The organism is Dehalococcoidia bacterium (assembly GCA_003597995.1).
Classification (GTDB): Bacteria; Chloroflexota; Dehalococcoidia; order Dehalococcoidales; family UBA1222; genus SURF-27.
On record QZJY01000055.1, the window covers coordinates 1 to 25613 of the forward strand.

The 25613-nt window shown below is 55.2% G+C and carries 23 protein-coding genes; 8 read left to right on the plus strand and 15 right to left on the minus strand.

Annotated elements, in window-relative coordinates; genetic code table 11:
- Positions 1-179 precede the first annotated feature (179 nt).
- From C4542_07080 to amrS, 3 genes are all read right to left on the minus strand, one after another.
- On the minus strand, positions 180-1532 hold the full coding sequence (locus C4542_07080; GenBank protein ID RJO61124.1) for a replication-associated recombination protein A: 1353 nt from the start codon (positions 1530-1532) through the stop codon (positions 180-182).
- Positions 1533-1807: 275 nt separating this feature from the next.
- Positions 1808-3124 carry an AmmeMemoRadiSam system protein B gene (amrB, locus tag C4542_07085; GenBank protein RJO61145.1) on the minus strand — a complete coding sequence of 439 codons (1317 nt, stop codon included), beginning with the start codon at positions 3122-3124 and terminating at the stop codon, positions 1808-1810.
- 5 nt (positions 3125-3129) lie between these two features.
- Complete coding sequence (gene amrS / locus C4542_07090; GenBank protein RJO61125.1) at positions 3130-4167, minus strand: AmmeMemoRadiSam system radical SAM enzyme; 1038 nt, start codon at positions 4165-4167, stop codon at positions 3130-3132.
- Positions 4168-4398: 231 nt separating this feature from the next.
- On the opposite strand from amrS, the gene C4542_07095 reads away from it, so the two are divergent.
- The 4 genes from C4542_07095 to C4542_07110 all read left to right on the plus strand — a co-directional run bounded on the left by C4542_07095 (position 4399) and on the right by C4542_07110 (position 7079).
- Positions 4399-4845 (plus strand): hypothetical protein, encoded by a 447-nt coding sequence (locus C4542_07095; protein RJO61126.1) that lies wholly within the window; start codon positions 4399-4401, stop codon positions 4843-4845.
- A gap of 239 nt (positions 4846-5084) precedes the next feature.
- Positions 5085-5693: a dephospho-CoA kinase gene (locus tag C4542_07100; protein ID RJO61127.1), complete on the plus strand. Its 609-nt coding sequence runs from the start codon at positions 5085-5087 to the stop codon at positions 5691-5693.
- Between the two features lie 167 nt (positions 5694-5860).
- Positions 5861-6154, plus strand: coding sequence for a hypothetical protein (locus C4542_07105; protein ID RJO61128.1), 294 nt, complete (start codon positions 5861-5863; stop codon positions 6152-6154).
- Between the two features lie 301 nt (positions 6155-6455).
- The gene (locus tag C4542_07110) at positions 6456-7079 is read left to right on the plus strand and encodes a hypothetical protein (GenBank protein ID RJO61129.1); all 624 of its coding nucleotides are present in this window, start codon (positions 6456-6458) and stop codon (positions 7077-7079) included.
- A 557-nt stretch (positions 7080-7636) separates the two neighbouring features.
- Here C4542_07110 and C4542_07115 read toward each other — a convergent pair.
- Positions 7637-8554: a hypothetical protein gene (locus C4542_07115; GenBank protein ID RJO61130.1), complete on the minus strand. Its 918-nt coding sequence runs from the start codon at positions 8552-8554 to the stop codon at positions 7637-7639.
- Between the two features lie 152 nt (positions 8555-8706).
- Complete coding sequence (locus C4542_07120) at positions 8707-8952, minus strand: hypothetical protein (GenBank protein ID RJO61131.1); 246 nt, start codon at positions 8950-8952, stop codon at positions 8707-8709.
- Positions 8953-9246: 294 nt separating this feature from the next.
- Between C4542_07120 and C4542_07125 the strand changes: the two genes are divergently transcribed.
- Positions 9247-9495, plus strand: coding sequence for an RNA-binding protein (locus tag C4542_07125; GenBank protein ID RJO61146.1), 249 nt, complete (start codon positions 9247-9249; stop codon positions 9493-9495).
- 120 nt (positions 9496-9615) lie between these two features.
- On the opposite strand, the gene ruvA is transcribed toward C4542_07125, so the two are convergent.
- From ruvA to C4542_07145, 4 genes are all read right to left on the minus strand, one after another.
- A complete protein-coding gene (gene ruvA / locus C4542_07130; GenBank protein RJO61132.1) occupies positions 9616-10200 on the minus strand; it encodes a Holliday junction branch migration protein RuvA in 585 nt (194 codons plus the stop codon).
- Between the two features lie 109 nt (positions 10201-10309).
- A complete protein-coding gene (locus C4542_07135; protein ID RJO61133.1) occupies positions 10310-10609 on the minus strand; it encodes a GIY-YIG nuclease family protein in 300 nt (99 codons plus the stop codon).
- A 72-nt stretch (positions 10610-10681) separates the two neighbouring features.
- Positions 10682-11182, minus strand: a complete 501-nt coding sequence (ruvC, locus tag C4542_07140; GenBank protein ID RJO61134.1) for a crossover junction endodeoxyribonuclease RuvC — start codon at positions 11180-11182, stop codon at positions 10682-10684.
- Between the two features lie 14 nt (positions 11183-11196).
- Positions 11197-11955 (minus strand): YebC/PmpR family DNA-binding transcriptional regulator, encoded by a 759-nt coding sequence (locus C4542_07145; GenBank protein ID RJO61135.1) that lies wholly within the window; start codon positions 11953-11955, stop codon positions 11197-11199.
- Positions 11956-12359: 404 nt separating this feature from the next.
- Between C4542_07145 and C4542_07150 the strand changes: the two genes are divergently transcribed.
- Positions 12360-14996, plus strand: a complete 2637-nt coding sequence (locus tag C4542_07150; GenBank protein ID RJO61136.1) for a phosphoenolpyruvate synthase — start codon at positions 12360-12362, stop codon at positions 14994-14996.
- Positions 14997-15167: 171 nt separating this feature from the next.
- Here the strand turns inward: C4542_07150 and C4542_07155 are convergent, their stop codons facing one another.
- A complete protein-coding gene (locus C4542_07155; protein RJO61137.1) occupies positions 15168-15797 on the minus strand; it encodes a hypothetical protein in 630 nt (209 codons plus the stop codon).
- Between the two features lie 223 nt (positions 15798-16020).
- Positions 16021-17394, minus strand: a complete 1374-nt coding sequence (locus C4542_07160) for a hypothetical protein (protein ID RJO61138.1) — start codon at positions 17392-17394, stop codon at positions 16021-16023.
- A 154-nt stretch (positions 17395-17548) separates the two neighbouring features.
- Between C4542_07160 and C4542_07165 the strand changes: the two genes are divergently transcribed.
- Positions 17549-17929 (plus strand): hypothetical protein, encoded by a 381-nt coding sequence (locus C4542_07165; GenBank protein ID RJO61139.1) that lies wholly within the window; start codon positions 17549-17551, stop codon positions 17927-17929.
- Positions 17930-18464: 535 nt separating this feature from the next.
- Here C4542_07165 and acpS read toward each other — a convergent pair.
- From acpS to nuoE, 4 genes are read right to left on the minus strand one after another with little or no spacing between them, the layout of a single operon-like run.
- The gene (gene acpS, locus C4542_07170; protein ID RJO61140.1) at positions 18465-18827 is read right to left on the minus strand and encodes a holo-[acyl-carrier-protein] synthase; all 363 of its coding nucleotides are present in this window, start codon (positions 18825-18827) and stop codon (positions 18465-18467) included.
- A gap of 16 nt (positions 18828-18843) precedes the next feature.
- Positions 18844-21519 (minus strand): formate dehydrogenase subunit alpha, encoded by a 2676-nt coding sequence (locus C4542_07175; protein RJO61141.1) that lies wholly within the window; start codon positions 21517-21519, stop codon positions 18844-18846.
- A gap of 6 nt (positions 21520-21525) precedes the next feature.
- Positions 21526-24600, minus strand: a complete 3075-nt coding sequence (locus tag C4542_07180) for an FAD-dependent oxidoreductase (protein ID RJO61142.1) — start codon at positions 24598-24600, stop codon at positions 21526-21528.
- Positions 24597-25043 (minus strand): NADH-quinone oxidoreductase subunit NuoE, encoded by a 447-nt coding sequence (nuoE, locus tag C4542_07185; protein RJO61143.1) that lies wholly within the window; start codon positions 25041-25043, stop codon positions 24597-24599. Before nuoE ends, C4542_07180 begins: the two co-directional genes overlap by 4 nt.
- Positions 25044-25182: 139 nt before the next feature.
- Here nuoE and C4542_07190 point away from each other — a divergent pair, with 139 nt between their 5' ends.
- Positions 25183-25389, plus strand: a complete 207-nt coding sequence (locus C4542_07190) for a hypothetical protein (protein RJO61144.1) — start codon at positions 25183-25185, stop codon at positions 25387-25389.
- Positions 25390-25613: the final 224 nt, after the last annotated feature.

The window sequence follows — 25613 nt, forward strand, 5'->3', positions numbered from 1 at the left end:
ATGCCCTGCTCGTAGAGCTCCCAGCATAGAGTTATTAAAGTGGCGTTTTGCATGTCCATGATTTTACATGGACTGTCGGATTTCTACGGAAACATACCGACGAAAATACCAAATCCCAAGCACTAAATCCTAAATAAGCTCCAAGCTCCAAATACCAAATCCCAAAAGAGACGACAGAGCTACTCGCCGGATTTTTCGGGCGGTTTGCGGTACCGCTCCGGCCACCACCCCTTGAGCCGCGCCAGTATCTGCTTCTCGAAGCCCTGCTCGGACGGCTCGTAGAACTGCCGCCCCTTGAGGCTCTCCGGCAGGTTCTGCTGGCGCACGAAGTGCCCCTCGAACTGGTGGGCGTATTTATACCCCTTGCCATAGTCCAGGTTCTTCATCAGTTTGGTCGGGGCGTTGCGCAGATGGAGCGGCACCGGCTCGTTGCGCCCGTTGGTGACCTCTTTTTTGACTTTCGAGTAGGCCATGTAGAGCGAGTTGCTCTTGGGGGCTGTCGCGAGATACACCACGGCCTCGGCCAGCGCCAGGTTGCCCTCCGGCATGCCGATGAAATGCACCGCAGCTTGAGCCGCCATAGCCACCACCAGCGCCTGCGGGTCGGCCATGCCAACGTCCTCGGAGGCGAAGCGCACCAGCCGCCGCACGATGTAGAGGGGGTCCTCGCCGGCTTCCAGCATGCGCGCCAGCCAGTAGAGGGCGGCGTCCGGGTCCGAACCGCGTAAAGTTTTATGTAAAGCGGAGATGATGTCGTAGTGCTGCTCGCCGTTCTTGTCGTAGAGGATGGCGCGATGCTGCACGGCGTCTTCCACCGCCGCGAGCGTGATGAAACGCCGGCTATCCTCGCCTGGCAGCGTGGTCATGGCGGCCACTTCCAGCGCGTTGAGGGCGGTGCGGGCGTCGGAGTTGGACATGGCCACCAGATAGTCCAGCGCTTCCTCGTCCATCTCCACGTTGAAGGCTCCCAGCCCTCTTTCCTTGTCCTCGATGGCGCGCAGTATGATGGTGCGGATCTCGGCGGGGGAGAGAGGCTTGAGCACGAACACCTGCGAGCGCGACAGCAGCGGCGAGATGACCTCGAAGGAGGGGTTTTCAGTCGTTGCGCCGATGAGGGTGACGGTGCCGTCCTCCACGTAGGGTAAAATGGCGTCCTGCTGGGACTTGTTGAAGCGATGAATCTCGTCGATGAAGAGGAGCGTTTTCTGCCCGGAAAGTTTGCGGCGCTCCCGCGCCTCTTCGATGATGCGGCGCAGGTCGGCCACGCCGGCGCTCACGGCGGAGACCGGGGAAAAGTGCGAGGCGGTGGCCTGCGCCATGATGTAGGCCAGCGTCGTCTTGCCGGAGCCCGGCGGCCCCCATAAAACGACGGAAGGCAGGTTGCCGGAGTCGATGGCCTTGCGCAGCACATGCCCGGGACCGATGATGTGCTCCTGCCCCACGAACTCGGAGAGTTTGGTCGGCCGCATGCGCGCCGCCAGCGGCGCTTCTTTCAGCCTGTCTTTTTCATACTGGTAATCGAATAAATCCATATCAATACTCTTTTCCTCTCCCTTGATGGGAGAGGTAGGTGAGGGTGTTGTTCAAATCTAGTATTACCCCCTCACCTTAGTCCTCTCCCTCAGAGGGGAGAGGAGACCTCTTATTTCCCTCCTTGGAAAGGAGGGATTAAGGGAGATTCTTATAGCATGAAGCCCTCAAATTGCCTGTTGAATCCCTCTCTTATCTCCCCTTTCCAAGGGGAGAAGATGTGGCGCTTTCCCACGTCATCCGCCTCAGGCGGATTCCTCGGAATGGTCTACGATAATTAGTGGTACCTCTTCACCTCGAAGCGGTACAGCCTCACCTTCTCGTCAGGCATGATATCCGCCTTGAGGCGGCATATATCTATCTGCTGTTCGGCGGTATCCACTCCCTCCAGGTCAGGCAGCAGCAGCCCGCGCCGCGCGCCGCGCTGCACGATGGCGCCGTACTTTTTGGGGTTGAGCTGCTCCTTGCTCTCGATAGGTTCGGGCTCGGTGAGCACGTCCACGCTGATGTCCAGGTCCTTGAGTTCATCTTCCCGCACGGGTTCGAAACGCGGGTCGCGCATGGCCGCGCTGATGCCGTTCATGATTATCTCCTCGGCCACATTGCGCCGCGACGGCTCGAAGGTGCCGATGCAGCCGCGCAGCTCTCCGCCCTTGTGGAGCGAGACAAACACGCCGGCTTCTTCCTGCATCTCGGGAGTGAGCGTGGCCGGAGCCTGCATTATCCTGCCTTCTTTGACGTAGGCGTCGATAGCCTCGTGCGCCAGCCTTACCAGGGGCGACATGGCCTGCCTGGGGATGATGAGCCCGGCATAGCCCACCACGCTGGAGTAGTCGCCCGAAGCTTCGCCGGAGGTCTGGTAGCGCACCAGCTCGGCCCGGTGCGCCCCCAACACCTTGGCCGCCGAGATGAGCGCCACCACCGGGGCGTAGCCGCACATGGTGATGTTCTGCTCGGCGATGCGTTCCAGCAGCTCGTCCTCATCCAGCCTGAGTATGGCTTCGATGGCCGAGTTGTCCTTGCGTTTGGCCTGTTCTGCGGGCTCGTAGTGCGTCATGTCGCTGGAGGCCAGGATGACCGCATCCCGCCCCAGTTCACCCAGCACTTCGGCTATCTCCAGTCCTATCTCTTTATAGACGCTGCTGGAAGCATGAGACAGGACGATAGGTACAATTTTCACGTCCTTCTTGAAGTGCTGGAGGAAGGGTAGCTGCACCTCGATGGAGTGCTCGCGCAGGTGGGCCTCTGTGTCAGCCTCGAGGTAGGATGAATTACCCAGAAGTTTCTCTGCCAGGTCGGAGTCTATCTCCACGTTACCCAGCGGGGTCTCCCACGTGCCGGAAGTCATAATGCTGAACGGCTTGCCCAGCCCGGTGTGGTTCGGCCCCATGATGATAAAGGTATCTATGAATTTGATGCGCGAGATGGCGGCTCCGGCCACCGGCCCGGAGTAGATATAGCCCGCATGCGGGCATATCAGCCCGACCACCTCTTCCCTGGACGCGCTGTCGTCTACCATGCCGGCGACCATTTCTTCAAGTCCGGATGGAGAAGCCGGGTAAAACGAGCCGGCCACTACGGGCTTTCGAATCATGGCTGTCACTTCGGCACCTCCTCTATGTGCATCCTGAAATTGAGGTCAACGCCGCAGAACTGACAGTGCGAGGCGGCCAGGCCCAGCACCTCCGTCTGGTAGCCCTGCCGCCGCACGATGAGGTTATGGCAATTGTAGCACACCGTGTTTTCCGACGAGTGTCCCGGCACGTTTCCGGCATAGATGAATTTCAGCCCGGCTTTTTTACCGATATCCACCGCTTTTTCGATGGTCGTCACCGGAGTGGCGGGGACATCCTGAAGATTGTGCTGCGGGTAAAAGCGCGTCACGTGCCAGGGCGTCAGCTCTCCCAGGTCGGAGGCAATCCAGCCGGCGATGCCGCCAAGCTGTTCGTCGTCATCGTTCCAGCCGGGGATGATGTTGGTGATGACCTCCACGTGCATGCCCCACTTTTCTTTGGCCCGTTTGGCCACGTCCAGTATGCCGCGCCAGTGGCTTATCTTGGCCAGCTTGCGGTAGAACTCGTCGCTATAGCCTTTGACATCCACGCGCCAGGCCGTCAGGTAGGGGCCGAGCAGGTCAAGAGCTTCCTCCGTGGCGTAGCCGTTGGTGACATAGACGGAGTAGAGGCCAGCCGCTTTGGCGAGTTTTGCCGAGTCCAGCGTATATTCGAACCACATGGTGGGCTCGTTATAGGTCCAGGCAATGCCCTTACAGCCTTCGGACCTGGCCATCTCGATGGCTTTCTCCGGTTTAACCTCGTAGCTGCCGCGCTCGGCGTCCGGTATGTTGACGCAGGAAATCTCCCAGTTCTGGCAGTGGATGCAGTGGAAATTGCAGCCCCAGCCGCCGAGAGAGAAACACAGGCTGCCCGGGTAGAGGTGGAAAAGGGGTTTTTTCTCGACCGGATCGACGGCGATGGACGAGGCGCGCCCGTAGTTCATGTTGTAGAGGACGCCGCCATCGTTCTGATACATCTTGCATACGCCGGTCTTGCCGGGTGCGATGCGGCAGCGCCACTGGCAGGTGTGGCAGCGCACCATGGATTCGGGGAGCTTTTCGTAGAGACGGGCTTCAACCATACCTTCAAAGCACCAAGCACGAAATCCTAAGCACTAAGCACCAAATCCTAAATAAATCCAAATGACCAAATGTTCAAACGTCCAAATTTCAGAATTTTGAGTTTTGATATTATTTAGTATTTAGATATTAGGATTTAGAATTTTGCCTCTATAACTAAAAGTATAGCATTCTGCTGGACGTCATGTAATAATCCGAGCAGAGTTGACCCAACCCCTCCATATGGTTAAACTATGCGGAAAAACAGAAAGGAACCAACTTTGGATATCTTCAAAGAGAGTGACGTAATCGGCGTCCTCAAGCGCGGCCTCAAACAAGACGGATGGTCGGTTAAGGAGCAGGTCAAACTGGCTAACGGCTACGCCGACCTCGCCGCCGACAAGGACGGCGTTTCCTTCATCATCGAGGCCAAGGGCGAGGACAAGGGCGGATTCTCCGCCGCCGAGATGAACTTCCAGATGGGGCTGGGCCAGGTCATGGCGCGCATGACCGACGTAAATAAGAAATACGCCATCGCTTTCCCTTCCACGCCGGACTTCATCAGGGTACTGCAAAAATACGAGCACAGCTTTGCCTTCAAGGCGCTGGATATATATCTGTTTGTGGCTAACGGCGACCGCAGCTATTACGTCGTGCCGCCGGCGGATATTCCGGCTTTCATAGACGGCAACAGGATATAACTTCTCTCATTCTGAGCCCCGAGGACATCGGTAGAGCTTGTCCTGAGCAGAGCGAAGGAAAGAATCTGGCACGACTGGCAGCCCTTCCAATTTCTCCTCTCCCTCGACGGGAGAGGTAGGTGAGGGTGAGACGCTAGGTTCAAGCCGACTCTCGACAACATTGCCGCTCCATCATCTCACGCACCCGACCCCTCAGGCACTTGACGGCTGCCAGCCCTGCGGTTAGACTTTCAATCACCATGCGAGTCATCGGCATTACCGGCACCATTGGCAGCGGCAAAAGCACCGTGGCCGGCTTCCTGGGCGAACTGGGAGCCAGGGTCATCGACGCCGACGAGGTCGGCCATGAGGTCTATCTCCCCGGAACGGATGGCTGGAAGGCCGTCGTGGAGGCATTTGGAGAGGGCGTTATTGCCCCCGACGGCACGGTGGACAGACACAAGCTCGGCGAAATAGTCTTCAAAAACCCGGCGGCGCTGGCAAAGCTCAACAGCATCGTGCACCCGCTCATCACTAAAAAGGTGCAGTCACGCCTCAAAGAACTTCGTCAAAAGGAGACGCGCATCGTCGTGCTGGAGGCTGCCCTCCTCATAGAGGCCGGCTGGAGCCCGCTGGTAGATGAGATATGGGTCACCACCGCCCCGGAAAGCGTCATTCATAAGAGGCTGGCGGCCAAAAGGGAGTTGTCGCATTCTCAAATTCAGGCACGCATCAAAATGCAGCTTCCCCTCTCGGAGCAGACAAAATGGGCCGGGCGCGTCATCGACACCAACATACCCCTGCCCGAACTCGAAACCAGAGTCGCCGCCCTGTGGCGCAAGCTAAAGCAGAAAACCGACTCAAGCTAAAAACTCTTGAATTTCTCGGCCGTCCTTGCTGCCGATGCTCAGACAAATCCCGCGATGTAACGATTTCTACATCTTTTCCGCGCCCGTTTTATGATTATTTAATTCCCCTCGTGCTATCGTTAAACCTGTCGAGCAGTGTAAAGCAATTTTAAGGTCAGGAGAGAAAAATGAGCAGCGACAGAGAACAGCACGTCGTCAGGATAACCAGGAACCTGGGCGAAAAAAGCCGCGATGAAGTCGTGGCATTTATCAATGAAAAGCTGGCCGAGTACAAAGGCACAGCGGATGGCGGCGCCACCGGAGGCACTCACGGGATACCTCTGCTGGTATTCAACACATCAAAAGATGCCCATGTTTTTGCCAACGAACTGAGCAAAGCCACCCAATACCCCAGGGAGCACATCGAGGTAAAGGCGCGCGGCGGCACGCGGGAATCGGGCAGGCGGGACGGAAAGACCTGAGTTCAAGACCGAACTCCGCCTAACACCTAAATCCCTCTCTTATCTCCCCTTCGGCTCCGCTCAGGGCAAGCTCTTTACAAAAGGGAGAGGATTTTAGTATTTCCCCCTTTGGCGAAAGGGGGATTAAGGGGGATTTTCCCCCTCTGTTTTGTATTTCGTATTTTGATATTGTTTAGTATTTAGTGCTTAGGATTTAGTATTTTCTCCCCCTCCCCCTCTTGACTCTCCCCTTACTGGAGGGCTTATACTTCCCTCAACCAATCGATTGGTATGCATTAACGACAATCCAAAGGGGGAACTCATGGAAAAGCTTGACCTGAAAAAAGGCCTGAAACACCTCTACAACCCATCCTCGAAAGCGCCCGTCATGCTCGATGTGCCGCCCATGAACTTCCTGGCCGTAGACGGGAAGGGTGCGCCTGACGGCCCCGACGCCATGGCCGCCATGGAGGCGCTCTACCCGGTGGCCTACACGCTCAAGTTCACCATCAAGAAAGGCCCGCTGGCCATAGACTATCCCGTCATGCCGCTGGAGGGGTTATGGTGGGGCGATGACATGACGGTTTTTTCGACGGGCAACAAGGCCGCCTGGAAGTGGACCTACATGATAATGCAGCCGGAATTTATAACGGCGGACATGGTCAAGAAAGCCATCGAAGAGGTGAGCCGCAAGAAAAACCCGCCCGCGCTCGGCAAGATGAGGTTCGAAAGCTTCGAGGAAGGCACCTCAGCGCAGATAATGTACACCGGACCCTACTCCGCCGAGGGCCCCACCATCAAGCGGCTGCACGACTTCATCCATGAAAAGGGGCTGGTCTTCGACGGGCTCAAGCAAAAGCATCATGAAATTTACCTGTTCGACCCGCGCCGCACCGCGCCGGAAAAACTCAAAACCGTCATAAGACAACCAGCGCGCAAGCCCTGAGACAGGTTTCCTCTCCCCAGTGTGGGAGAGGACTAAGGTGAGGGGGTCAACAACCTGTCATTCCGGCACATTCGCTTCGCTCAGTGTAAACTCCAGCCGGAATCCAGGGGTCTCCTCTCCCCTTGCGGGATAGAACTACAGAAAAAGGGAGGCGAGCCGGAACTCGCCTCCCTTTTATACAAATTCCCCTCTCCCTTGACGGGAGAGGTGTAGGTGAGGGTGAGAGTCTAGACCAAAAGAATACTTGAGGTAGTGCTCACAAGCTGCTACAAAGGCCCCTACGAAGGCACTGGCAAGGCCTACAATACGCTTCTGCGCTGGATAGAGGCCAACGGCTACCATGCCACGAAATCTACTTCAACGAGCCCGCCAAGACCAAGCCCGAAGACCTGGTGACGGAGGTGCAGGTGCCGGTAGAGAAGAACGGGTAGGGACTTTCGGAGTTAGAAAAAGAGAGGCTAGCTTAAGCTAGCCTCTCTTTTATACAAATTTCCCTCTCCCTTAATGGGAGAGGATTAAGATGAGGGTGAGAGGTAAGAAATAAAAGCCCTTTTCCTTTATGGGGGAGCTTTTAAATAGGTCGAAATAGCCGTTGAAAGAAGATTTGCGGCAACCTGAACAGTCATTTGCCAAGCACCAGTTTCGGCTTTCTTTTTCATTTTCGCTATCCAGCCTTTAGCTCTTTTCCCTATTCCGTCCTCAGGGCTTGATGTCTTGTCCTCTTTCAATGCTGTGTCCAATTCGTCTATATCTTCTGCGGCAACACCAATAGATTTCAAGTATCCTTTTAAACTTGCAAAGTCATTATAGGTCACGTTAATTTGCGTTGATATGTTTTGCGAGCCAGCCGACATATTACTGACATTGCCCATGATGTATGTAGTGAAAACCTGCTGCACTGTCGCCTCAGGAACAGGTTTTGAATGAAGAGGTGCTTCCCCAGCATCAGGATTTGATGACTCAATTTGCAATATAAAACTAAGTGTCCGATTTCGTACTGTATCGATTAATGCAGTGATTGAGCCATAAGGTATCACCTGCCGAGCACTTAAAAGAATAAAATTCTTATAGATCTTATCTCCGATATATTTTATTGCGTCTGCAGACCAAGGAGACTGCAACGATTCACCGGGTTTACTGCTGTGAACCAGTGGAATGTAGTAGCTAATCGGCTCTCTAAGATGCGCTGTTCGATAGCGTTCTTGATACTTTGGGGGTAAGCATGATAGTGGAATAGGTGAATTCGTCATTTGCGCCCCCATAAAACCCCCGAAATTACCTACAGATTCTGTTTCTAGAATTCGATAATTCGGTAGTGCATCAGTATCGGAATATCCATTTAATTCATTTTCCAACCAATCATCAAATTCTTTGTTGCCAAGTTTGGCTGCCAAAATTTTACACTTACGCAATATATTGGTAATATCCGCGCTCTCATTAACTAAGTCCCTTTGAATTTCTTGCAAGAGAGTCATTATTAATTACTCCCCTTAGTGAAAGCCTTTGATAGGGTCTCCATTTTCACCAGCATACCACGCCTGTCAACATCCCTTCCATACCGAAAACAGTAAGGGCACAGCATGCTGTGCCCCTACGATGCGAATTCATCTAACGAGCGGAATAACAATTACCTCTTCCCCTCCCTTATCGGCTTCAGCAGATATTCCAATCCGTTCAGCTTGATTTCATACATAGCCGACAGCAGCACACCTAGCTTCCCCGGCGGGAAACCTTTCTGGTGAAACCATACGAGATAGGGTTCGGGCAGGTCGCAGAGGATACGGTCTTTATATTTTCCGAAAGGCATACGGACAGACACCAGTTCAACCAATATTTGGGGGTCGATGGGGGAGGCGTCTTTCTGGAAATCCATTTTTTTACCCCGTTTGTCGGGTCAATACCGGCGGCTGGCTGGCTCGCCCGGATAAAAAGCGCGTTGGTTATAGTTCTGTTTTTGGGGTTACGGCCCCAAATCTGCTATAGTTAATATAAATATTCTTCGGTAAGCAGGTCAGCCCCGTTTTCCGGTTACCGAGATTCTACCACGTCATGCCTTTGCCGTCTCGTTGAGACGGCCGTTACACCGGCTGGAAAAAACTGATTTTTATGATGAGGTGATAATTTGAATATCTATGTCGGCAACCTGGACCGCGATGTAACCGAAGAAATGGTCAGGGGCCTGTTTGCCCGTTTCGGCGAGGTCGGCAAAGTGTCAATCATGCACGACAGGCGCGGCATTTCCAAGGGTTTCGCTTTTCTCGAGATGCCGGTGGAGAACGAAGGCCGTTCAGCTATAACGGGTTTGAACCGCACGATGTTCCTCGACCGTACGCTCGATATTACCGAGTCGCAGCCGCCCGGAGGCAAACGCGGGGGGAACAAAATCAAGTCAGGCCCCAAACGCCCCCGAAGATGATGTTTTTCGCGAGGCAGGCAGGGCAACGACGCGCCTTGCCCTTACGATTACACGAATTTTAGGAAATCGCCCCACCCAGGATTCTTCGGCCATCCTTTATGGCCTCCAGAATGACAGCCGTCATTTCCCTCCGAAATACCCCAGCGCCTGTTTGATCTTGTCTTCGAGAGTTAATTTTTTGTCGCGCGGCAGCGATGCCACGGCGCGGCTGGCCTCACTGGCAGAGTAGCCCAGCCCCAGCAGCGCCCCCACCACCTCCCCGTTCCCCTCGCCCACCGGCACCACCCGCGCCCCCGCCCAGCCCGTATTTATCTTGTCCTTGAGTTCGAGTATGAGCCTCCCGGCCAGCTTCTTGCCGATGCCGGGCACTGATGTCAGCAACTCCTCGCTGCCGCCTGCAATGGCGGATACGAGCTGCTCCACGCTCATAGCCGAGAGCATGGAAAGCGCCAGCTTGGGGCCGAAGCCGGAGACATTGATAAGCATCTGGAAGAGCTTGAGGTCTTCTTCGGCGGCGAAGCCGTAAAGCAGTATGGCATCTTCGCGCACGTGCGTGTGCGTGTGTACGCGCACCTCCTCGCCCAGCCCGCCGAGCGTAAGGAGCATGGAGATGGGCATAAACACCCGGAAGCCCACGCCACCCACGTTGATGACGGCTGAGTCGGCATTGAGCGCTTCGAGCGTACCCTTAAGGCTGGCAATCATAATCTTCCTCCAATGTCATCCTGAGCGTAGCGAAGGACCGTAGCGGATAGTAATCTCTCTGTTGTCATCCTGAGTCCGCCTGCGGCGGACGAAGGACCGTGTCGGATAGTCATTCCTCCATTAGCTTATCATACAAATCGCACCACTCGGGATTCATGCTTTCTATCAAAGCTACCTTCTTTTTTCGGAGCCAGCCTTTTATCTGCTTTTCTCTGGCAATAGCTGAGTTTATATCTTCACTTACTTCGTAATAAGCTAGCCGCTCCGTATTGTAACGCCGTGAAAAACCATAAATCAGATGGTTCTTATGTTCATGGACACGGCGCACGAGGTCATTAGTAACCCCGGTATAGAGAGTGGTGTTGTTCTTGGTCGTCATGATGTATACATAGTATTGCTTTTCTAACATGTCCCTACCGCGCCTTTCCGAAGCCCTGCTACGGCAACGCGTTTCTTCGTCACTTCGTTCCTCAGAATGACACTATGCGCCACTCCCATTGATAATATCTCTCAAACGGCTCTCTCTGAGGTGGCAGATGGCTACCGCCAGGGCGTCAGCGGCGTCGTTGGGCTGGGGCACCTCGTCGAGGTCGAGCAGCATTTTGACCATCTCCTGCATCTGCTCCTTGGAAGACGCGCCGTAGTCCGCCACATGGTGTTTTACCTGCGCCGGCGAGTATTCGTAGATGGGTTTCTTGTTCTGGGCGGCGACCAGCAGCACGATGGCCTGCGCCTTGCCGATGGCAAGCGCCGATTTGATATTCTCGCCCACAAATGGGGTCTCGACGGCTAAGACATCGGGTTTATACTTGCGCACGACGGCCATGAGTCCTTCGTAGAGAAAAAGCAAACGCTCCGACATGTCGGAGCGCGCCTTGCATTTTATAGTATCGAAATGGACAAGCGACATTTCGTCGCGCTGGCTTTCTATCAGCCCGTAGCCGAGGACGATGGTGCCGGGGTCAATGCCTAATATCCTCATACATTGTTGTGATGTCACTTGGCCTGTGAGTGGTACTTCTCCATTATCTCGTCGCTGAAGTCCACGTTGTTGTAGACGTTCTGCACGTCGTCCATCTCTTCCAGGCGGTCCAGCATGCGCAGCACCTGGAAGGAGGTGTGCTCGTCCAGGCTAACGGAGGTCTTGGGCACCTTGGCATGCTCCGCGCTCTCTACAGTGATGCCAGCCTTTTCCAGTGCCTTGCGCACCATTTCCAGCTCGGCGGGCTTGGTATAAATCTCTATGTAATCTCCCAGCGGGGCCACGTCTTCCGCTCCCGCATCGATAGCCTGCATGGTGAGGTCGTCGATGTTCTTGCCCTCGGTTAATACGCCGATGACGCCGCGGTTTTCGAACATCCAGGCCACCGAGCCGGTCTCGCCCAGGTTGCCGCCGGCGCGGGTGAAGGCCGAGCGCAGCTCCTGCACGGCGCGGTTTCGGTTGTCGCTCACTATGTCCACCATGATGGCGGAACCGCCCGGCCCGTAGCCTTCATAGGAAGACTCGAACATGACCTGACCTTCGAGGTTTCCCTCGCCTTTTTTGATGGCGCGTTCGATGTTCTCGCCCGGCATGCGAGCGTCCCTGGCCTTCTGGATGGCCAGCCTCAGGCGCGAGTTGCTATCGGGATTGCCGCCGCCCGAACGCGTGGCGAAGATGATCTCACGCGTGAGCTTGGTAAAAAGCTGGCCGCGCTTGGCGTCGGCCACGCCCTTCTGGTTCTTGATTGATTTCCATTTAGAGTGTCCGGACATAAATATATCCTCCTTCCGAAAACCGGAAGACTTTCTTTCAACAGAATATTGTAGCATGTTGTTGTCAAGAGGTGAATAGCGCGGAGACTTTTCAACTTAGTCTTTCGTCCACAGGGGAAGATCCTGCAAGAGGGAGACGCATCAGCCTCGTCCTGAGCGAAGTCGAAGGATCCTACCCTCTTAACAATTTCACCTTCGAATTGCAAAACCGGGGCGTCAAGAGGGGTGCAGACCCCTCTTGAAAAATCTTTTTAATTTAATATCCCCTTCCCGATGGGAAGGGGATAAAGCATGCACTGAGCGAAGCGAATGTGGGGATGGGGTAAAGGACACAAGCAGCCGTACTTGAAATAAGTACACGGATAATGCATATTGGATACATTCCGAAAGGTGCGTGAAACACAATGGGCGATACGGCAAACGGGGCGGCCTATCCCTTAAGCACAGGCCTGATTCACCTGGACGAACTTCTGCAGGGGCTGAGGCCGGGCGATAACGTCGTCTGGCAGATAGAGAGCCTGGCGGATTTTGCCTACTTTGCCGTACCTTTCGCGCGTGAGGCTCTGCGTGAAGGCCGCGCGTGTGTTTACCTGCGCTTTGCCGAACACCCGCCGCTCTTACCCGCTACCGACGGCATCGACATTATACGAGTGGATGCCAGCTCCGGCTTCGATAGTTTCACCACCGAGCTGCACGCCATTATCGAGTCCCATAGCGCCAGTACGACCTATATCTTCGATAACCTGTCCTTCCTGGTCTCCAAGTGGGCTACCGACGAGCTGGTGGCTAATTTTTTCCAGGTGACCTGCCCTTTCATCCTGCAGCTCGGAGCGCTGGCCTACTTCCCGCTCATCTACGGCAAGCACAGCCACGAGACTATCGCCCGCATCAAGAGCACCACCCAGATACTCATCAATGTTTACAAGCCGCAGGGAGTGTTGTACGTCCATCCGCAAAAAGTCTGGGAACGCTACTCCTCCCAGATGTTCCTGGCGCACTGCGTGGAGGAACCCGCCTGGCAGCCGGTCTTTCAGAGCGGTGAAGCCGCTGCCATCTCATCGACTTCCTTCCCCCAGCCCCTCGTCAAGGGCGCGAGCCCGGCCTCTCCCTGGGACAGCATTTACAACCGGCTTATGCAATACCGCCAGTCAGCGGTTTCCAGCGCGGAATATCCTCCCGAGATACGGGCGCTTAAAAACGAACTCACCCGTTTTATGCTGGGAGACCAGGCTGCCTTCAGCGAACTGACGCAGAGGCACATCACGCTGGATGACCTCATCGCCATCCGAGAGCGGCTCATCGGCACAGGGCGCATAGGTGGAAAGGCGGCCGGCATGCTGCTGGCGCGGCGCATACTTACGGATTACCGCGGGGAGGTGGACTTCACCGCAATACTTGAGCCGCATGACTCGTTCTACATTGGTTCGGATGTCTTTTTTACTTTTTTAGTCAACAACGGACTCTTCGAGCTGCGCATCCAGTTGACCCGCAGCTGTAACCTTTCGCGCCAGACTTTCGATGATGTGCAGCAGCGTTTTCTGGAAGGCGAGTTCCCGCCCGAAATAATGGAGCAGTTCCGCAATATGCTGGACTACTTCGGCCAGGCCCCCATCATCGTGCGTTCGTCGTCCCTGATGGAGGACAGCCTGGGTAATGCCTTCGCCGGCAAGTATTTCAGCGAATTTTGCGCCAACCAGGGCAGCCCGGAGGAGCGCCTGTCCGCCTTTACTCGCGCGGTGAAAACGGTGTATGCCAGTGCCCTCAATCCCGACGCCGTCGCCTATCGCCAGCGCCAGGGACTGGCAGAAAGCGACGAGCAGATGGCCGTGCTGGTGCAGCGCGTTTCCGGCATGCCGTACAAACAATACTTCTTCCCCGGCGTGGCCGGGGTGGGTTTTTCGCACAATATGTACGCCTGGACCAGCCGCATAGACCCGGCTAGAGGAATGCTCAGGCTGGTCTTCGGGCTGGGAACGCGGGCGGTCAACCGCATGGACGGAGATTACACCCGGGTGGTGGCGTTAAGCCATCCGGAGCTGAGACCCGAGATCGGCGACAGGGTGGTGCGCTATTCCCAGCATAACGTTGATGTGCTGGACTTGTCGCAGAACCGCCTAATGACGCTGGGGACGGCGGAACTGCTGGGGCCGGACTACGAATACCCCGGCCTCGAGCTGCTGGCCTCTGTGGTCAAGGACGGCATGGTACGCGGCCTGGAGAGCTTACTGGCTTCTGATACGGTGAGCAGTATCACCATAACCTTTGACGAGCTGCTGAGCAAAACCGGGTTCGTCAACATAATGGATAACATGCTCAGTGTGCTGGAGCAGGCCTACGGCCACCCGGTGGATACCGAATTCACGGCCTATATAAATTCCGAGGGCAGCGTCAGGGTCAACCTGCTGCAATGCCGCTCACTGCGCCTGCCCGGAGGCAGCGCCTCCGCCGAGATACCGCAGAACCTGCCGGAGGAAAGGGTACTCTTCCGTTCCGGCCAGTTTCTCAGCGGCGGCATCGTGTCCGATGTGCGCTATATCCTGTATGTCGACCCGGAGGCGTATAGTTCGCAGTCCTCGCCCGATATGAAACGCCAGCTCGGGCGGGTAATCGGCAGGCTGAATCAGTTGCCGCAGATAGCGCAAGGCAGAGTAATTCTCATCGGCCCCGGCAGATGGGGCAGCACCAACCTGGAGCTGGGCGTCAACGTGGGCTACTCGGACATCAGCAACGTAGCGGTGCTAACCGAGATGGCCGATGAGGCCGCCGGGCGTTTGCCGGAGCTGTCCTACGGCACCCATTTTTTCCAGGACCTGGTGGAGTCGCAGATAATCTACGTGGCGGTCTATCCGCAGCAGGCGGATGCGCATTTCAACCGCAAGTTTTTCTCGCGCGCGCCGAACGTCCTGCGCAGCGTTATGCCCGAAGCAAGCCCGTTCAGCTCTCTCATCCGCCTCATCGACGTGCCGGCGGCCACCGGCGGCCTGCACGCCCAACTGGCGGCCGACTCCGGCTCGCGCCAGGTCATTTGTTACCTGGCATAGGAGGAAATCATGTCTGAAAAAACCATCGCACAAAAGTTGCTCATAAGAGAGGGATACATGGTTTTACTCTCGATTGGACTGTCACAATGCACACCAGAATTCATCATACCATTCAGGCAGTGTTTGGAAGTTTAGATGAGTGTCCACTTCGATTCTGATTTTCGCTTTTATTCAAACGCCCTTTTTTAACCTTCCAACAATCACTAGATATTCAGGGGTTTGAAAGTTGGCGAATAGACGAATTTTCGCTCTAACTTCGTTGCCTAGTCTAAGGTTTTGAGTTAAATGAAACTCTTTGACTTTCGGCAGAGATAGGACATCCTGCTCGGATGAGCCCACCCAATATCCTATGTCATCAGTCTTTCCCATGATGCACGGTAAAACATAACATTCTTCGAGGGCTTCGCTACCATATTCAAGAATAATCATACCATACGCCATTTTCGCCAACATACGAAAATAACTATTAACAGGGAATGTCGCCGACACTTTGATTTCATCAACACCTAGCCTCTTCTTAAAGGCATCAAAGTCTCGCCCATGAAGTGTCCCCCCAACCAAAATAATTCCCTTATCGTATTCGTAGTTTTGAATGTACCTGGGTTGCTTTGGTACAAGCATGATGAAAAACGGGGGGCATTCGGATGTTGGAATTGTAATTGTCGTCTCAACTCCGTTCTTAGTGACATCAAAGGTGAAACTCTTTGGCCGAAGGTCTTTATGTCTCGTGGGCAAACCCAACACAGAGCGAGCTAATATAAACTGTTTTTTAAGGACTTCCCCCTCGAATGCTGATGTCATGTCACGACAAGTACCACAACTGGCATTGCGTAATATCCATGGCCCTTTAAGACCAAAAGGAAGAATATGCTCGTCAGAAAGGTTGGACGTTGAACCACAATAGATACATCTTCCGATGTCTCTTCGAGTAGGTATACTGTTCCCTGCGTTCATGTTTCGCACTCTACCCACTTCTCGTTTTTGTTGGTGCCCCCGCCGACGTATACCCGTGCGCAGTTATAAGTCATTGGTTTGATTGACCTCTCCATCGATATGCTCGACGAAAGCCTATTTCCTCAGCTTCTTTAACAGTATCGACATATGTTTCATTTCGTTCTTCCTCAATAGTCGTTCGGTCGTATTGCTGGTCAAAAGGTAGATGATAAATTTTCGTGCCATCCCGATGAGATACGTTACACTTAATGCAGGGATATGGAAGTAAATCATAGTTTTCTGTTATAGATATATCCAACATTTTTGCGAATTTCTTCGCCATATCGGATAGAACCGTATGCGTAACAAATACAGGTTCGACTTTCGCTTCTGGGTGGTCAATCTTATAAGAAATAACCGTACCGTAAAGCTGGAATACGTGCTTTTCGTGAATCTGTTTTGTTTTTGCCCAATATTTACACTGGATAATTGCGACATCTTTACCTCGCTCGCATATCAAATCTCGCCCTAAGTCTTCAAAACCAGCAACTATTCCCTTATAAGTAACCGTATACCCTTTTTGTTCGTAGATGTAGCCAACGTATCGTTCGTAATCACGCCCAATTTCCCAGTTTGTTTTTTTCCTTTTCCAATACCTATCAAGCGCAATTTGATATTTTTCAGGATTGGAGAGATTGCTATATTCCGCTTGTGTAAGCCAAATTTTAGCGGCATCATCGTTTTCTTCCAGAACGCCGAGTGTGTCTTTTGGAACCATGGTTTGTTCTATGAGCTCATCGATACCTTCAGCTGAGAAATCAATCAACCATGGAAAAAGACTTTCATAATATTCCAGTTTGTATTTTAGGATACGGCTTATTTTTTCGGATTGCCGACGTTGAGCCGCTAATTCACGAACAGTTTCAGCCGCTTTAGGCGCTGGAAAGGCTTTATTTACGAGTCTATTTGCCGCCTGTTTATCTAATAAATTGAAATAGTCAGCATAAGCTGATGCAAGCCAAGGAAACCCTTGAGATTTTTCTTTGGCTATTTTTTCAAGGTTTAATCTTTGTTCTTCATCTAGTTTTTCAAGACTGGTTATATGGTTTTCCTTGATTTTTTCTAGACGGGTGCTATGAGTTTCCCTCAGCTTTTCTAGACGTGTTCCCTGTTCTTGGTAAAGAGTATCCAGACGAGCTTTTTGTTCCATGAGACGTGAGCCGAGTAAAATCCTTTGCTTTTCTTCCTCTTGTTTGAAAGACTCTAATTTCTGGGTTAAGTCTGAGGTTTCTCTTTTTATCTTTTCCTTCAATTGCGAACATGTTTTTACACCAAATTCGGAGATGATATTGTTGTAAGCGTTCGCCTTTGAATAGGCTTCGACGGTGGCGCTGATAAAACCGAGGAGAAGTGCAATACCAACGAAGATGAGAAATATTTCCATGACCGTCTCCTTCTTCAACATCCCGAGACTAGTCGTGTTTGTTTGGGATTTTATCCCTTGCGTTATCGGGTGTCAATGGGTTGGTCGGTTCATAAGTTCAGATTTCTAACCTTTTCTCTTGGGGATAGCCACTGTCGGGGAGTATAATAGTATCGGCAAAAAGGGAGAGTATAACATGAGGAAAACTGATTGGCCTAAGTGTCAGATGTGTGGTGAATCGGTTACAACAGAAGATGGAATGTTGACAATAGCTAGAGATGACATTGATAGGTTCCGAAATGCCGTCGCTGCACACGGCTTAAAATACGCAGTTGAACTTGAGATTCCCCCCGACCCAAAGAAAATTCATTGGAGTGATTTCCCCAAGAACGCCCCATGGCACTGGGGCCATCGTAACTGCTTGACCGAGGGTTTTTACTCCATCCCTTATGGTAGATTTGACACCATCGAGAAAGTCCTGTCATGGACTTTGCATTTGATGGAAAATCATGATTGGCTAGATGACACTAATTGGACTGTGGCTGTTCGGGCGCACTTCAAAGTAGCACACGCTTAAAGGGGGGTTCCCAAATGTTCAAACGAAAAAAGACTATCCCAATCGCAATCATCTCTCTTCTTTTTATTCTCATACTATTGGGTGTCACTGGTTGCGCATCTGCATCCACTCCACCACCCACCACACCCGCACCCCTTGGTTCGGTATTAGAGAAGGGGATGCAGTGGTTAAACTCTTACTCCAAAGACGGATACACAAGTGTAAGATTGTTTGGAATTCTTCAGAATATCGGTGGTGATGGAGTTTGTAGCATAGTTGCGGAAATTATTCCAGATGTAGACGACAAAGGCTCTCCAATTGGATTCGTGAGTGGGTCGCTCACACAAAGTGTTCAGGTTTATCTTAAAACAGGTGAAGAAAGAACTATAAATTTTGACTTTTTTGTTAAAGGGGCATGGCACTACCGAGTAGCACCTCCACCACCGACCTGATTTTCAAGTAGTCCCTACAACTTCATCTTCCCAGCCTTCTTGTTCAAGCGGTGGCTGGGATAGGTAGGTCAGCGCTGAGGTTGAAATTAGCCTGAACTAAAATCTCAGTCCTGCGACTGCCCCACCACGAAGGCCACGGCGTACTCGCGCGAGTGCGACAGGCTGATGTCCAGACCTTTGATGCCGAGCTTTGCGGCTTTCTCTTTGGCCTGTCCGTAGAGCGTTACCAGCGGCTTGCCGTCCGGGGCGGAGAGGATTTCAATATCCCTGGGGCTGATGCCCGGCGCGTCCAGTGCCTTGATGACAGCCTCTTTGCCCGCAAAGCGCGCCGCCAGCGAGGGCAGTTTGTCCTTATAGCAGTCCATCTCTTTTTGCGTATAGATACGCTCGAGGAAGGCCTGCCCGAAACGCCGCACAGACTCTTCAATGCGGTTTATCTCGATGATATCCACGCCGACGTGCTGCACAGCCCTGATTCTAATCCTATGCCTTGAGTTTTTCCACCCGCACGGCACATACCTTGTATTCCGGCGTCTTGGCAACGAGGTCGATGGCCGGATTGGTAAGCGCGTTGGTGGGAGTCTCCCGGAAGTGGAAGGTCATGAAGACCGAGCCCTGCGGCGTAACGTCGGTAATCTTGGCTCTGGCCGTGACCCGGCCGCGGCGCGAACTGACGGCGACCATATCGCCATCGTTGATACCCAGTTTCTGAGAGTCGGCGGGATTTATCTGCACCTTTTCTTCGCTCATAAAAGCGTTAAGGCCTTTGACCCGTCGCGTCATGGTGCCGGTGTGCCAATGGAAGAGGCTGCGGCCGGTGTTCAGCAGCAGCGGATACTCGTCATCCGGCATCTCGAAGGGCGGCTTGTAATCTAGGGGCATGAACTTGCCTCTGCCGCGGGTGAACTTGTGGGTATGCAGCACGGGCGTGCCCGGATGTTCGGACGTGGGGCAGGGCCACTGCAGGCTGCCGCAGGCTTCCAGACGCTCGTAAGTAATGCCGCCGTAGCTCGGCGTGAGCCGATTAATCTCGTCCAAAATTTCCTGCGGGTTCTTAAAATCGAAGCCGGAAGCGCCCATTCTGCGAGCAATCTGGCAGGTAATCAACCAGTCCGGCCGGCTGCCGACTGCCGGCTCGACGGCCTGGCGCACCATCTGCACGCGCCGTTCGGTATTGGTGAAGGTCCCGTCCTTCTCGGCAAAGCTGGCGCCTGGCAGCACCACGTGGGCCAGCGCCGTGGTCTCCGTCGGGAAGATGTCCTGCACCACCAGGAATTCCAGGTTGGACAGGGCTTTCTTGATATGCCCGATATCGGCGTCGCTGAGCATGGGATTTTCGCCCACCAGGTAAATCGCCTTGATTTTGCCCTCGCAGGCGGCGTCGAAGATCTCCGTCAGCGTGAGGCCGGGCTTGAGCGAAGGGACTTTGCCCCAGGCTTGAGCGAATTTCTCCTGCGCTGCCTGGTCGGCTACAGACTGATAGCCGGAGTAGACCGCCGGCAGAGCGCCCATGTCGCAGGCGCCCTGCACGTTGTTCTGCCCTCGCAGGGGATTGACGCCCGCCCCCGGTTTGCCGAGGTTGCCGGTGAGCATGGCCAGATTGCCCACTGCCATAACGTTGTCCGTGCCGTGGCCGAACTCGGTGATGCCCATGGCATACATGATGGAGGCCGGGCTGTTCTGAGCGTACATGCGGGCGGCAGCCAGGATATCTTGAGCGCTCACCCCGGTGATGCGGCTGACGCTTCCCAGATCATACTGGGACAGCGACTCCTTTAGAGCGTCGAAGTTCTCGCAGCGTTCGGCAACAAAAGCAGCGTCCTGCCAGCCGTTATCCAGTATGGCGCGGCACATGCCCATGAGGAGAGGAACGTTGGTGCCGGAGCGCGGCCTGAGCCACAGGTCGGCGTGCTGCACCAGCCCGATGCGGCGCGGATTGATGACGATTAATTTTGCACCGCGCCTGGCCGCCTGCTTTATCTCGAAGCCGATGACCGGATGCGTTTCGGTGGTATTGGCGCCAATGGACAGAATGCAGGCGGAATCCGCGAGGTCGCCGATGGAGTTGGTCATGGCTCCTGAGCCGAACTGGGTGGCCAGACCGGCCACCGTGGGGGCATGTCACAGGCGGGCGCAGTGGTCTATGTTGTTGGTCCCCAGCACCGCCCGCGCCAGCTTTTGCGTTACATATACATCTTCGTTGGTGCACTTGGCCGAGGCGATTACCGCCACCTCATCTGGGGAGTAGGACTTGAGCCTGCCGGCCACCAGTTCGAGGGCTTCATCCCAACCCATAGGAACGAATTCGCCGTCTTTCCTGACCAGGGGTGTACTCAGCCTGTCGGGATGATGCACGAATTCGGGGATGCCGAAGCGCCCCTTGATGCACAGCTTGCCCTGATTGGCTTTGCCCTCGTGGTTGCCGCGCGCGGAGACGACCCGGCCGTCGCGCACGCCGAGATACATGGAACAGCCCACCCCGCAGTAGGGGCAGGTGGTCAATATCTCAGAGGAAGGCACAATGTCATTCTTGGGAACGAGCGCGCCCACCGGGCAGCGCACCACGCACTCCCCGCAGGAGCGGCAGCTGGACCCCATAAAAGGCTGGTCGCCGAACAGGCTGACGCGCGTGTCGTCGCCGCGGCTCACCATCTCAATGGCGTTGACGCAGGTAATCTCGTCGCAGGTGCGCGTGCAGCGGGCGCACAGGATGCAGTAATTGCGGTCCAGTTTGAAGAAGGGGTTGGACTCGTCCACCGCCTTCTCGCCGGAGGTGCGGCGCAGCGTGCGCTCGGTGACGCCCATGTAGGCGGCCACCTTTTGCAGCTCGCAGCGCTGGTTCTTGACGCAGGTGAGGCAGTCGGTGGGATGGTTGGCCAGCAGCAGCTGCAGCGTGTCGCGGCGCACCTGGTCCAGCTCCGCGCCGAAGGTCTTGACCGCCATACCCTCGGCGGCCACGGTGGTGCAGGCCGTGGGCAGCCCTCGCATCCCCTGTATCTCCACCAGGCACATGCGGCAGCCGCCGTACGGCTTGAGGTCGGGATCATAGCACAAATTGGGGATGTAGATGCCGGCCTCCAGAGCCGCCTCGAGCACGTTTGAACCCGGCCTAGCTTTAACGGCCTTGCCATCTATGGTCAGATTAATATTTTCCAGCATAAAACTCTACTCCCGCGGCTCGAGGTCGCAGTGCAGGCAGCGCAGGGCTTCTTCCATAGCCTGCCCGCGGCTGTACCCCGCCTCTATGGGGGCGAACCCTTTAAGCCGCCGGCTTACCGGCACGCTATCGGGGCGCACTCTGTGTTTATCGGTGGGTTCACTCACCGGCCCGGGACCGGCTTCGGGCTCGATCAGGCTTTCGCTTATATCGCCGCTTCCGCCGAGCAGCGCGTCGATGGACTGGGCGGCCTGGCGCCCGTCGGCGATTGACTCGATGATGGAGGATGGCCCGCGCACGGCGTCGCCTCCGGCAAAAACGCCGCTTAGAGGGGTGGCCAGGCTGTACTGATCGGACTGGATGGTATTCTGCTTGCTCAAGGGCAGCCCCAGGTTCTCCTCGGTATCCATACGCTGTCCGACGGCGCCGATGACAGTATCGAATTCCATGTCGAAGGTCTCGCCTTCAACCGGGAGCGGGCGGCGACGGCCACTCGAATCTACCGGCCCCAGCCGCATGCGCTGGCATTTCAGTATAGCCGCGCCGTTTTTATCCTCAATGGCGAGCGGCGCGGTGAGTTCCACAACGCTCACGCCCTCTTCCAAAGCGGCTTCCACCTCTTCCGAACTGGCCGGCATCTCGGCGCGGGTGCGGCGGTAAACCAGAGTGGCTTCTTTGGCTCCCAGCCGGAGGGCCGTGCGGGCGACATCGACGGCCGTATTACCGCCGCCGACCACGGCTACCCGGCGGCCTAATTTCATCTTCTTCCCCGCATTGACCGCTTTAAGGAAAGCAATGCTATCCAGATAGTGCGGGCTGTCCTCTCCCGGGATGCCCAGCTGCATCCTCCCGTGTAATCCGATGGCCGCAAAGACCGCCTGGTACCCTTCGGCCAGCAGGCTCTCAGCAGAACTGACGCGCGAGTTGGTCTTGAGCTCGACGCCCAGGTCGAGAATCTGCTGGATTTCGTTCTTTAATACATCTTTCGGCAGGCGGTAAGCCGGAATGGTCTGACGCATCATGCCGCCCGCTTCGGCGGCTGATTCGTAAATGGTCACCGAGTGCCCCAGCCTGGCCAAGTAATAGGCACAGGTGAGCCCGGCCGGCCCGGCGCCGATGATTGCCACGCGCTTCCCGGTCGGCGGCCTGGTTTGTGCTTTCTGTTTCCAGGCTTCACCGCCGTGGTCCACAGAATAGTGCTTGAGTTCGCGGATGGCGATAGGTTCATCCACCTGGCCGCGCCGGCATTTGACCTGGCAGGGATGGAAGCACACCAGCCCGCACACCGAAGGGAAGGGAATTTTTTCGCGGATTACCGTCAGCGCTTCGGACGGTTTATCCTGTCCTATCAGGCGCACGTAGCGCGGCACGTCTATTCCCGCCGGGCAGGCGCTGTTGCAGGGCGCGCTGGCCAGTTCGGTACAGACGGCGGCGGCGCAGTGCTTGCGGCGGATGTGCTCTTCGTATTCCTCCCGGAAGTATCCGATAGTGGTAAGAACAGAGTTGGGTGCCCCCTGTCCCAGGCCGCACAGTGAAGCGGCTTTGACGGACTTGCCCAGGCGCAGCAGCAGGTCTATGTCGCCCGGCTTTGCCTTGCCGGATGTAATATCGGTCAACATCGCGAGCATCTGGCTTGTACCGGCGCGGCAGGGAACACACTTACCGCAGGACTCCGACTGAATGAACGAAAGGAAGTATCTGGCCGTATCCACCATGCAGTTGTCTTCGTCCAGCACTATCATGCCGCCCGAACCCATGATGGAACCGGCCTGCATCAAAGCTTCATAGTCCACGGGCAGGCCCAGCTTGCTGGCCGGTAGGCAGCCCCCGGAAGGCCCGCCGGTCTGCACCGCCTTGAAACGCTTGCCGTCCGTGATGCCGCCGCCGATGCCGAAGATAATATCCTCGAGCTTCATGCCCATGGGCACTTCTATCAGCCCCGTACGGTTAATCTTGCCTGCCAGTGAAAAGGTCTTGGTGCCCTTGCTCTTTTCGGTGCCGTACCCGGCAAACCAATCAGCCCCCTTCTCCAGGATGGCCGAGACGTTACCCCAGGTTTCTACATTATTGATGTTGGTCGGTTTGCCCCACAGCCCGGCGTCGGCCGGGAAGGGCGGGCGCGTACGCGGCATGCCGCGCTTGCCCTCGATGGAAGCCATCATAGCGGTCTCTTCACCGCAGACAAAAGCCCCGGCCCCCTCCATGATTTCCAGATCGAAACAAAGTGCGGAGCCAAGTATATTTTTGCCCAGCAGACCATTTTCCCGCATGCAGGCAATAGCTACCTCGAGGCGTTTGATGGCCAGGGGATATTCGGCGCGTATATATATGATGCCGTGAGCCGCCCCGATGGCATGAGCCCCGATAAGCATTCCCTCCAGGACTGTGTGCGGGTCGCTTTCCAGGAGCGAGCGGTCCATAAAAGCGCCCGGGTCGCCTTCATCGGCGTTGCAGATGAGATATTTGGGGCTGCCTGTTGAGCGCCGGCAGAGTTTCCACTTAATCCCGGTGGAGAAGCCCGCCCCACCGCGCCCCCTGAGCCCTGATTTTTCAATCTCGGCGATGACCTCATCCGGCGACATCTTTAAAGCCCGTTCGAGGCCCAGATATCCGCCGCGCGCGATATAATGCCTGATGTTTTCGGGGTCGGTGACGCCCGCATTCCGTAACGCAATACGCACCTGGGGCTTGAGCATAGGGGTTTCCCAGAGGCTGGGGATGCCGTAACGGCTTTCGCCCCACACCCCCAGGGCCAGGTCGGGACGCGGATTGTCGTTTAACAGATAGTCTTCCAGAAGCTGCGCAGCCTTCTCAGGGGTCATGCTGTGATAGGTGATGCGCTCGCGTCCGGGTTTGATGATATCTACCAGTGGTTCGATATAGCAAAGACCCAGGCAGCCCACCTGGTGAATCTGTGCGTCAATGTTCAGGCGTTCAATGGCAGAATGAATAGCCTGCGCCACTTCGCTGGCGCCAGCCGCTTCGCCGCAGGTAGCCTGCCCGATAAATATCTGGGGCTTTTGCGGGGTCGTGACGGCAGCCCACTCGGTTTGCGCCTGCTGGCGAAGCTCGGCCAGATTCATCTGCCGCCTCGCAGAATGTCATTCACTCTGGCCGGCGCGACCCGTCCGTAAACCTTGCCGTCCTTGACGACCACCGGAGCCAGCGCACACGAGCCGAAGCAGGCCTCGGTTTCCAGGGTAAATTCACCATCGGGCGTGGTCTCCCCGGGTTTTACCCCCAGCCGCTTTTCAAGCTCTCCCAGCACCCTGGTGGCCCCCTTGACGTGGCAGGCAGTGCCGCGGCAGGCTTTCACGCAATGGCGGCCTGACGGTACCAGTTTGAAGCCGGCGTAAAATGTCGCTACGCCGTAGACTGTCGTGTCAGACAGCCCCAGATACCTGGCAACAGCCTCCATCGCCTCGCGAGACAGATAGCCGAAGTGGTTCTGTACCTCGTGGAGGACGGGGATAAGGCTGCCCCTGTCTCTGCTATGCCTACATAAAATATCGTCTAACTGCTGCATATCGGTGAATTCTCCAAGAAATAGTGAACTTGAATTATACCTAAATCCAAACGAAATGGTCAAATAGGACTGTTGCCCCGATTTGGCGGTGCGGACACGCTCTAAACATGCTTGTCATTGCGAGGAGGAAGTCCGCCGGATGCGGACAGACGACGTGGCAATCTCGAACATTTCATCCCTCTTTTTGGAGGACATGAAGCTAGATGCCAACTATAACTTTCACCCTCACTGTTATCTCTCCCCTCAAGGGAGAGATGTTTTTTATTTCCTCTCCCCACAGTGGGATAGGACAGGTGAGGGGAAAAAGTTCCTTAACCAGTCTCTCCCCTTCGTAAGAGGAGATTAAGAGGGATTTATCCCAGTCCCCCCACAGTGATGTAGGGGCGAACGGCCGTTCGCCCGCCTGGTCGTCATTCCCGCCCGTTCGCTCTACTCAGTGTAAACTCCAGCGGGAATCCAGAGGAGCCAAGATTATAGATACCCACGCGCAAGCGCGTGGTTCTTTATATTTCAAGCTTCGCTTGTCCTGAATCCTGGCGACCTTGGTATTCAACATACTTGAGTATCTGA

Coding starts and splice junctions, on each gene's coding strand:
- C4542_07165 (RJO61139.1), top strand. CDS start 17,549: ATGAGGAAAACTGATTGGCCTAAGTGTCAGATGTGTGGTGAATCGGTT.
- C4542_07145 (RJO61135.1), bottom strand. CDS start 11,955: ATGTCCGGACACTCTAAATGGAAATCAATCAAGAACCAGAAGGGCGTG.
- amrB (RJO61145.1), bottom strand. CDS start 3,124: ATGATTCGAAAGCCCGTAGTGGCCGGCTCGTTTTACCCGGCTTCTCCA.
- C4542_07190 (RJO61144.1), top strand. CDS start 25,183: ATGCGGACAGACGACGTGGCAATCTCGAACATTTCATCCCTCTTTTTG.
- C4542_07115 (RJO61130.1), bottom strand. CDS start 8,554: ATGACTCTCTTGCAAGAAATTCAAAGGGACTTAGTTAATGAGAGCGCG.
- C4542_07110 (RJO61129.1), top strand. CDS start 6,456: ATGGAAAAGCTTGACCTGAAAAAAGGCCTGAAACACCTCTACAACCCA.
- C4542_07180 (RJO61142.1), bottom strand. CDS start 24,600: ATGAATCTGGCCGAGCTTCGCCAGCAGGCGCAAACCGAGTGGGCTGCC.
- C4542_07120 (RJO61131.1), bottom strand. CDS start 8,952: ATGGATTTCCAGAAAGACGCCTCCCCCATCGACCCCCAAATATTGGTT.
- nuoE (RJO61143.1), bottom strand. CDS start 25,043: ATGCAGCAGTTAGACGATATTTTATGTAGGCATAGCAGAGACAGGGGC.
- C4542_07095 (RJO61126.1), top strand. CDS start 4,399: ATGCGGAAAAACAGAAAGGAACCAACTTTGGATATCTTCAAAGAGAGT.
- C4542_07150 (RJO61136.1), top strand. CDS start 12,360: ATGGGCGATACGGCAAACGGGGCGGCCTATCCCTTAAGCACAGGCCTG.
- ruvA (RJO61132.1), bottom strand. CDS start 10,200: ATGATTGCCAGCCTTAAGGGTACGCTCGAAGCGCTCAATGCCGACTCA.
- C4542_07135 (RJO61133.1), bottom strand. CDS start 10,609: ATGTTAGAAAAGCAATACTATGTATACATCATGACGACCAAGAACAAC.
- ruvC (RJO61134.1), bottom strand. CDS start 11,182: ATGAGGATATTAGGCATTGACCCCGGCACCATCGTCCTCGGCTACGGG.
- C4542_07100 (RJO61127.1), top strand. CDS start 5,085: ATGCGAGTCATCGGCATTACCGGCACCATTGGCAGCGGCAAAAGCACC.
- C4542_07080 (RJO61124.1), bottom strand. CDS start 1,532: ATGGATTTATTCGATTACCAGTATGAAAAAGACAGGCTGAAAGAAGCG.
- C4542_07105 (RJO61128.1), top strand. CDS start 5,861: ATGAGCAGCGACAGAGAACAGCACGTCGTCAGGATAACCAGGAACCTG.
- C4542_07125 (RJO61146.1), top strand. CDS start 9,247: ATGGTCAGGGGCCTGTTTGCCCGTTTCGGCGAGGTCGGCAAAGTGTCA.
- C4542_07160 (RJO61138.1), bottom strand. CDS start 17,394: ATGTTGAAGAAGGAGACGGTCATGGAAATATTTCTCATCTTCGTTGGT.
- amrS (RJO61125.1), bottom strand. CDS start 4,167: ATGGTTGAAGCCCGTCTCTACGAAAAGCTCCCCGAATCCATGGTGCGC.
- C4542_07155 (RJO61137.1), bottom strand. CDS start 15,797: ATGACATCAGCATTCGAGGGGGAAGTCCTTAAAAAACAGTTTATATTA.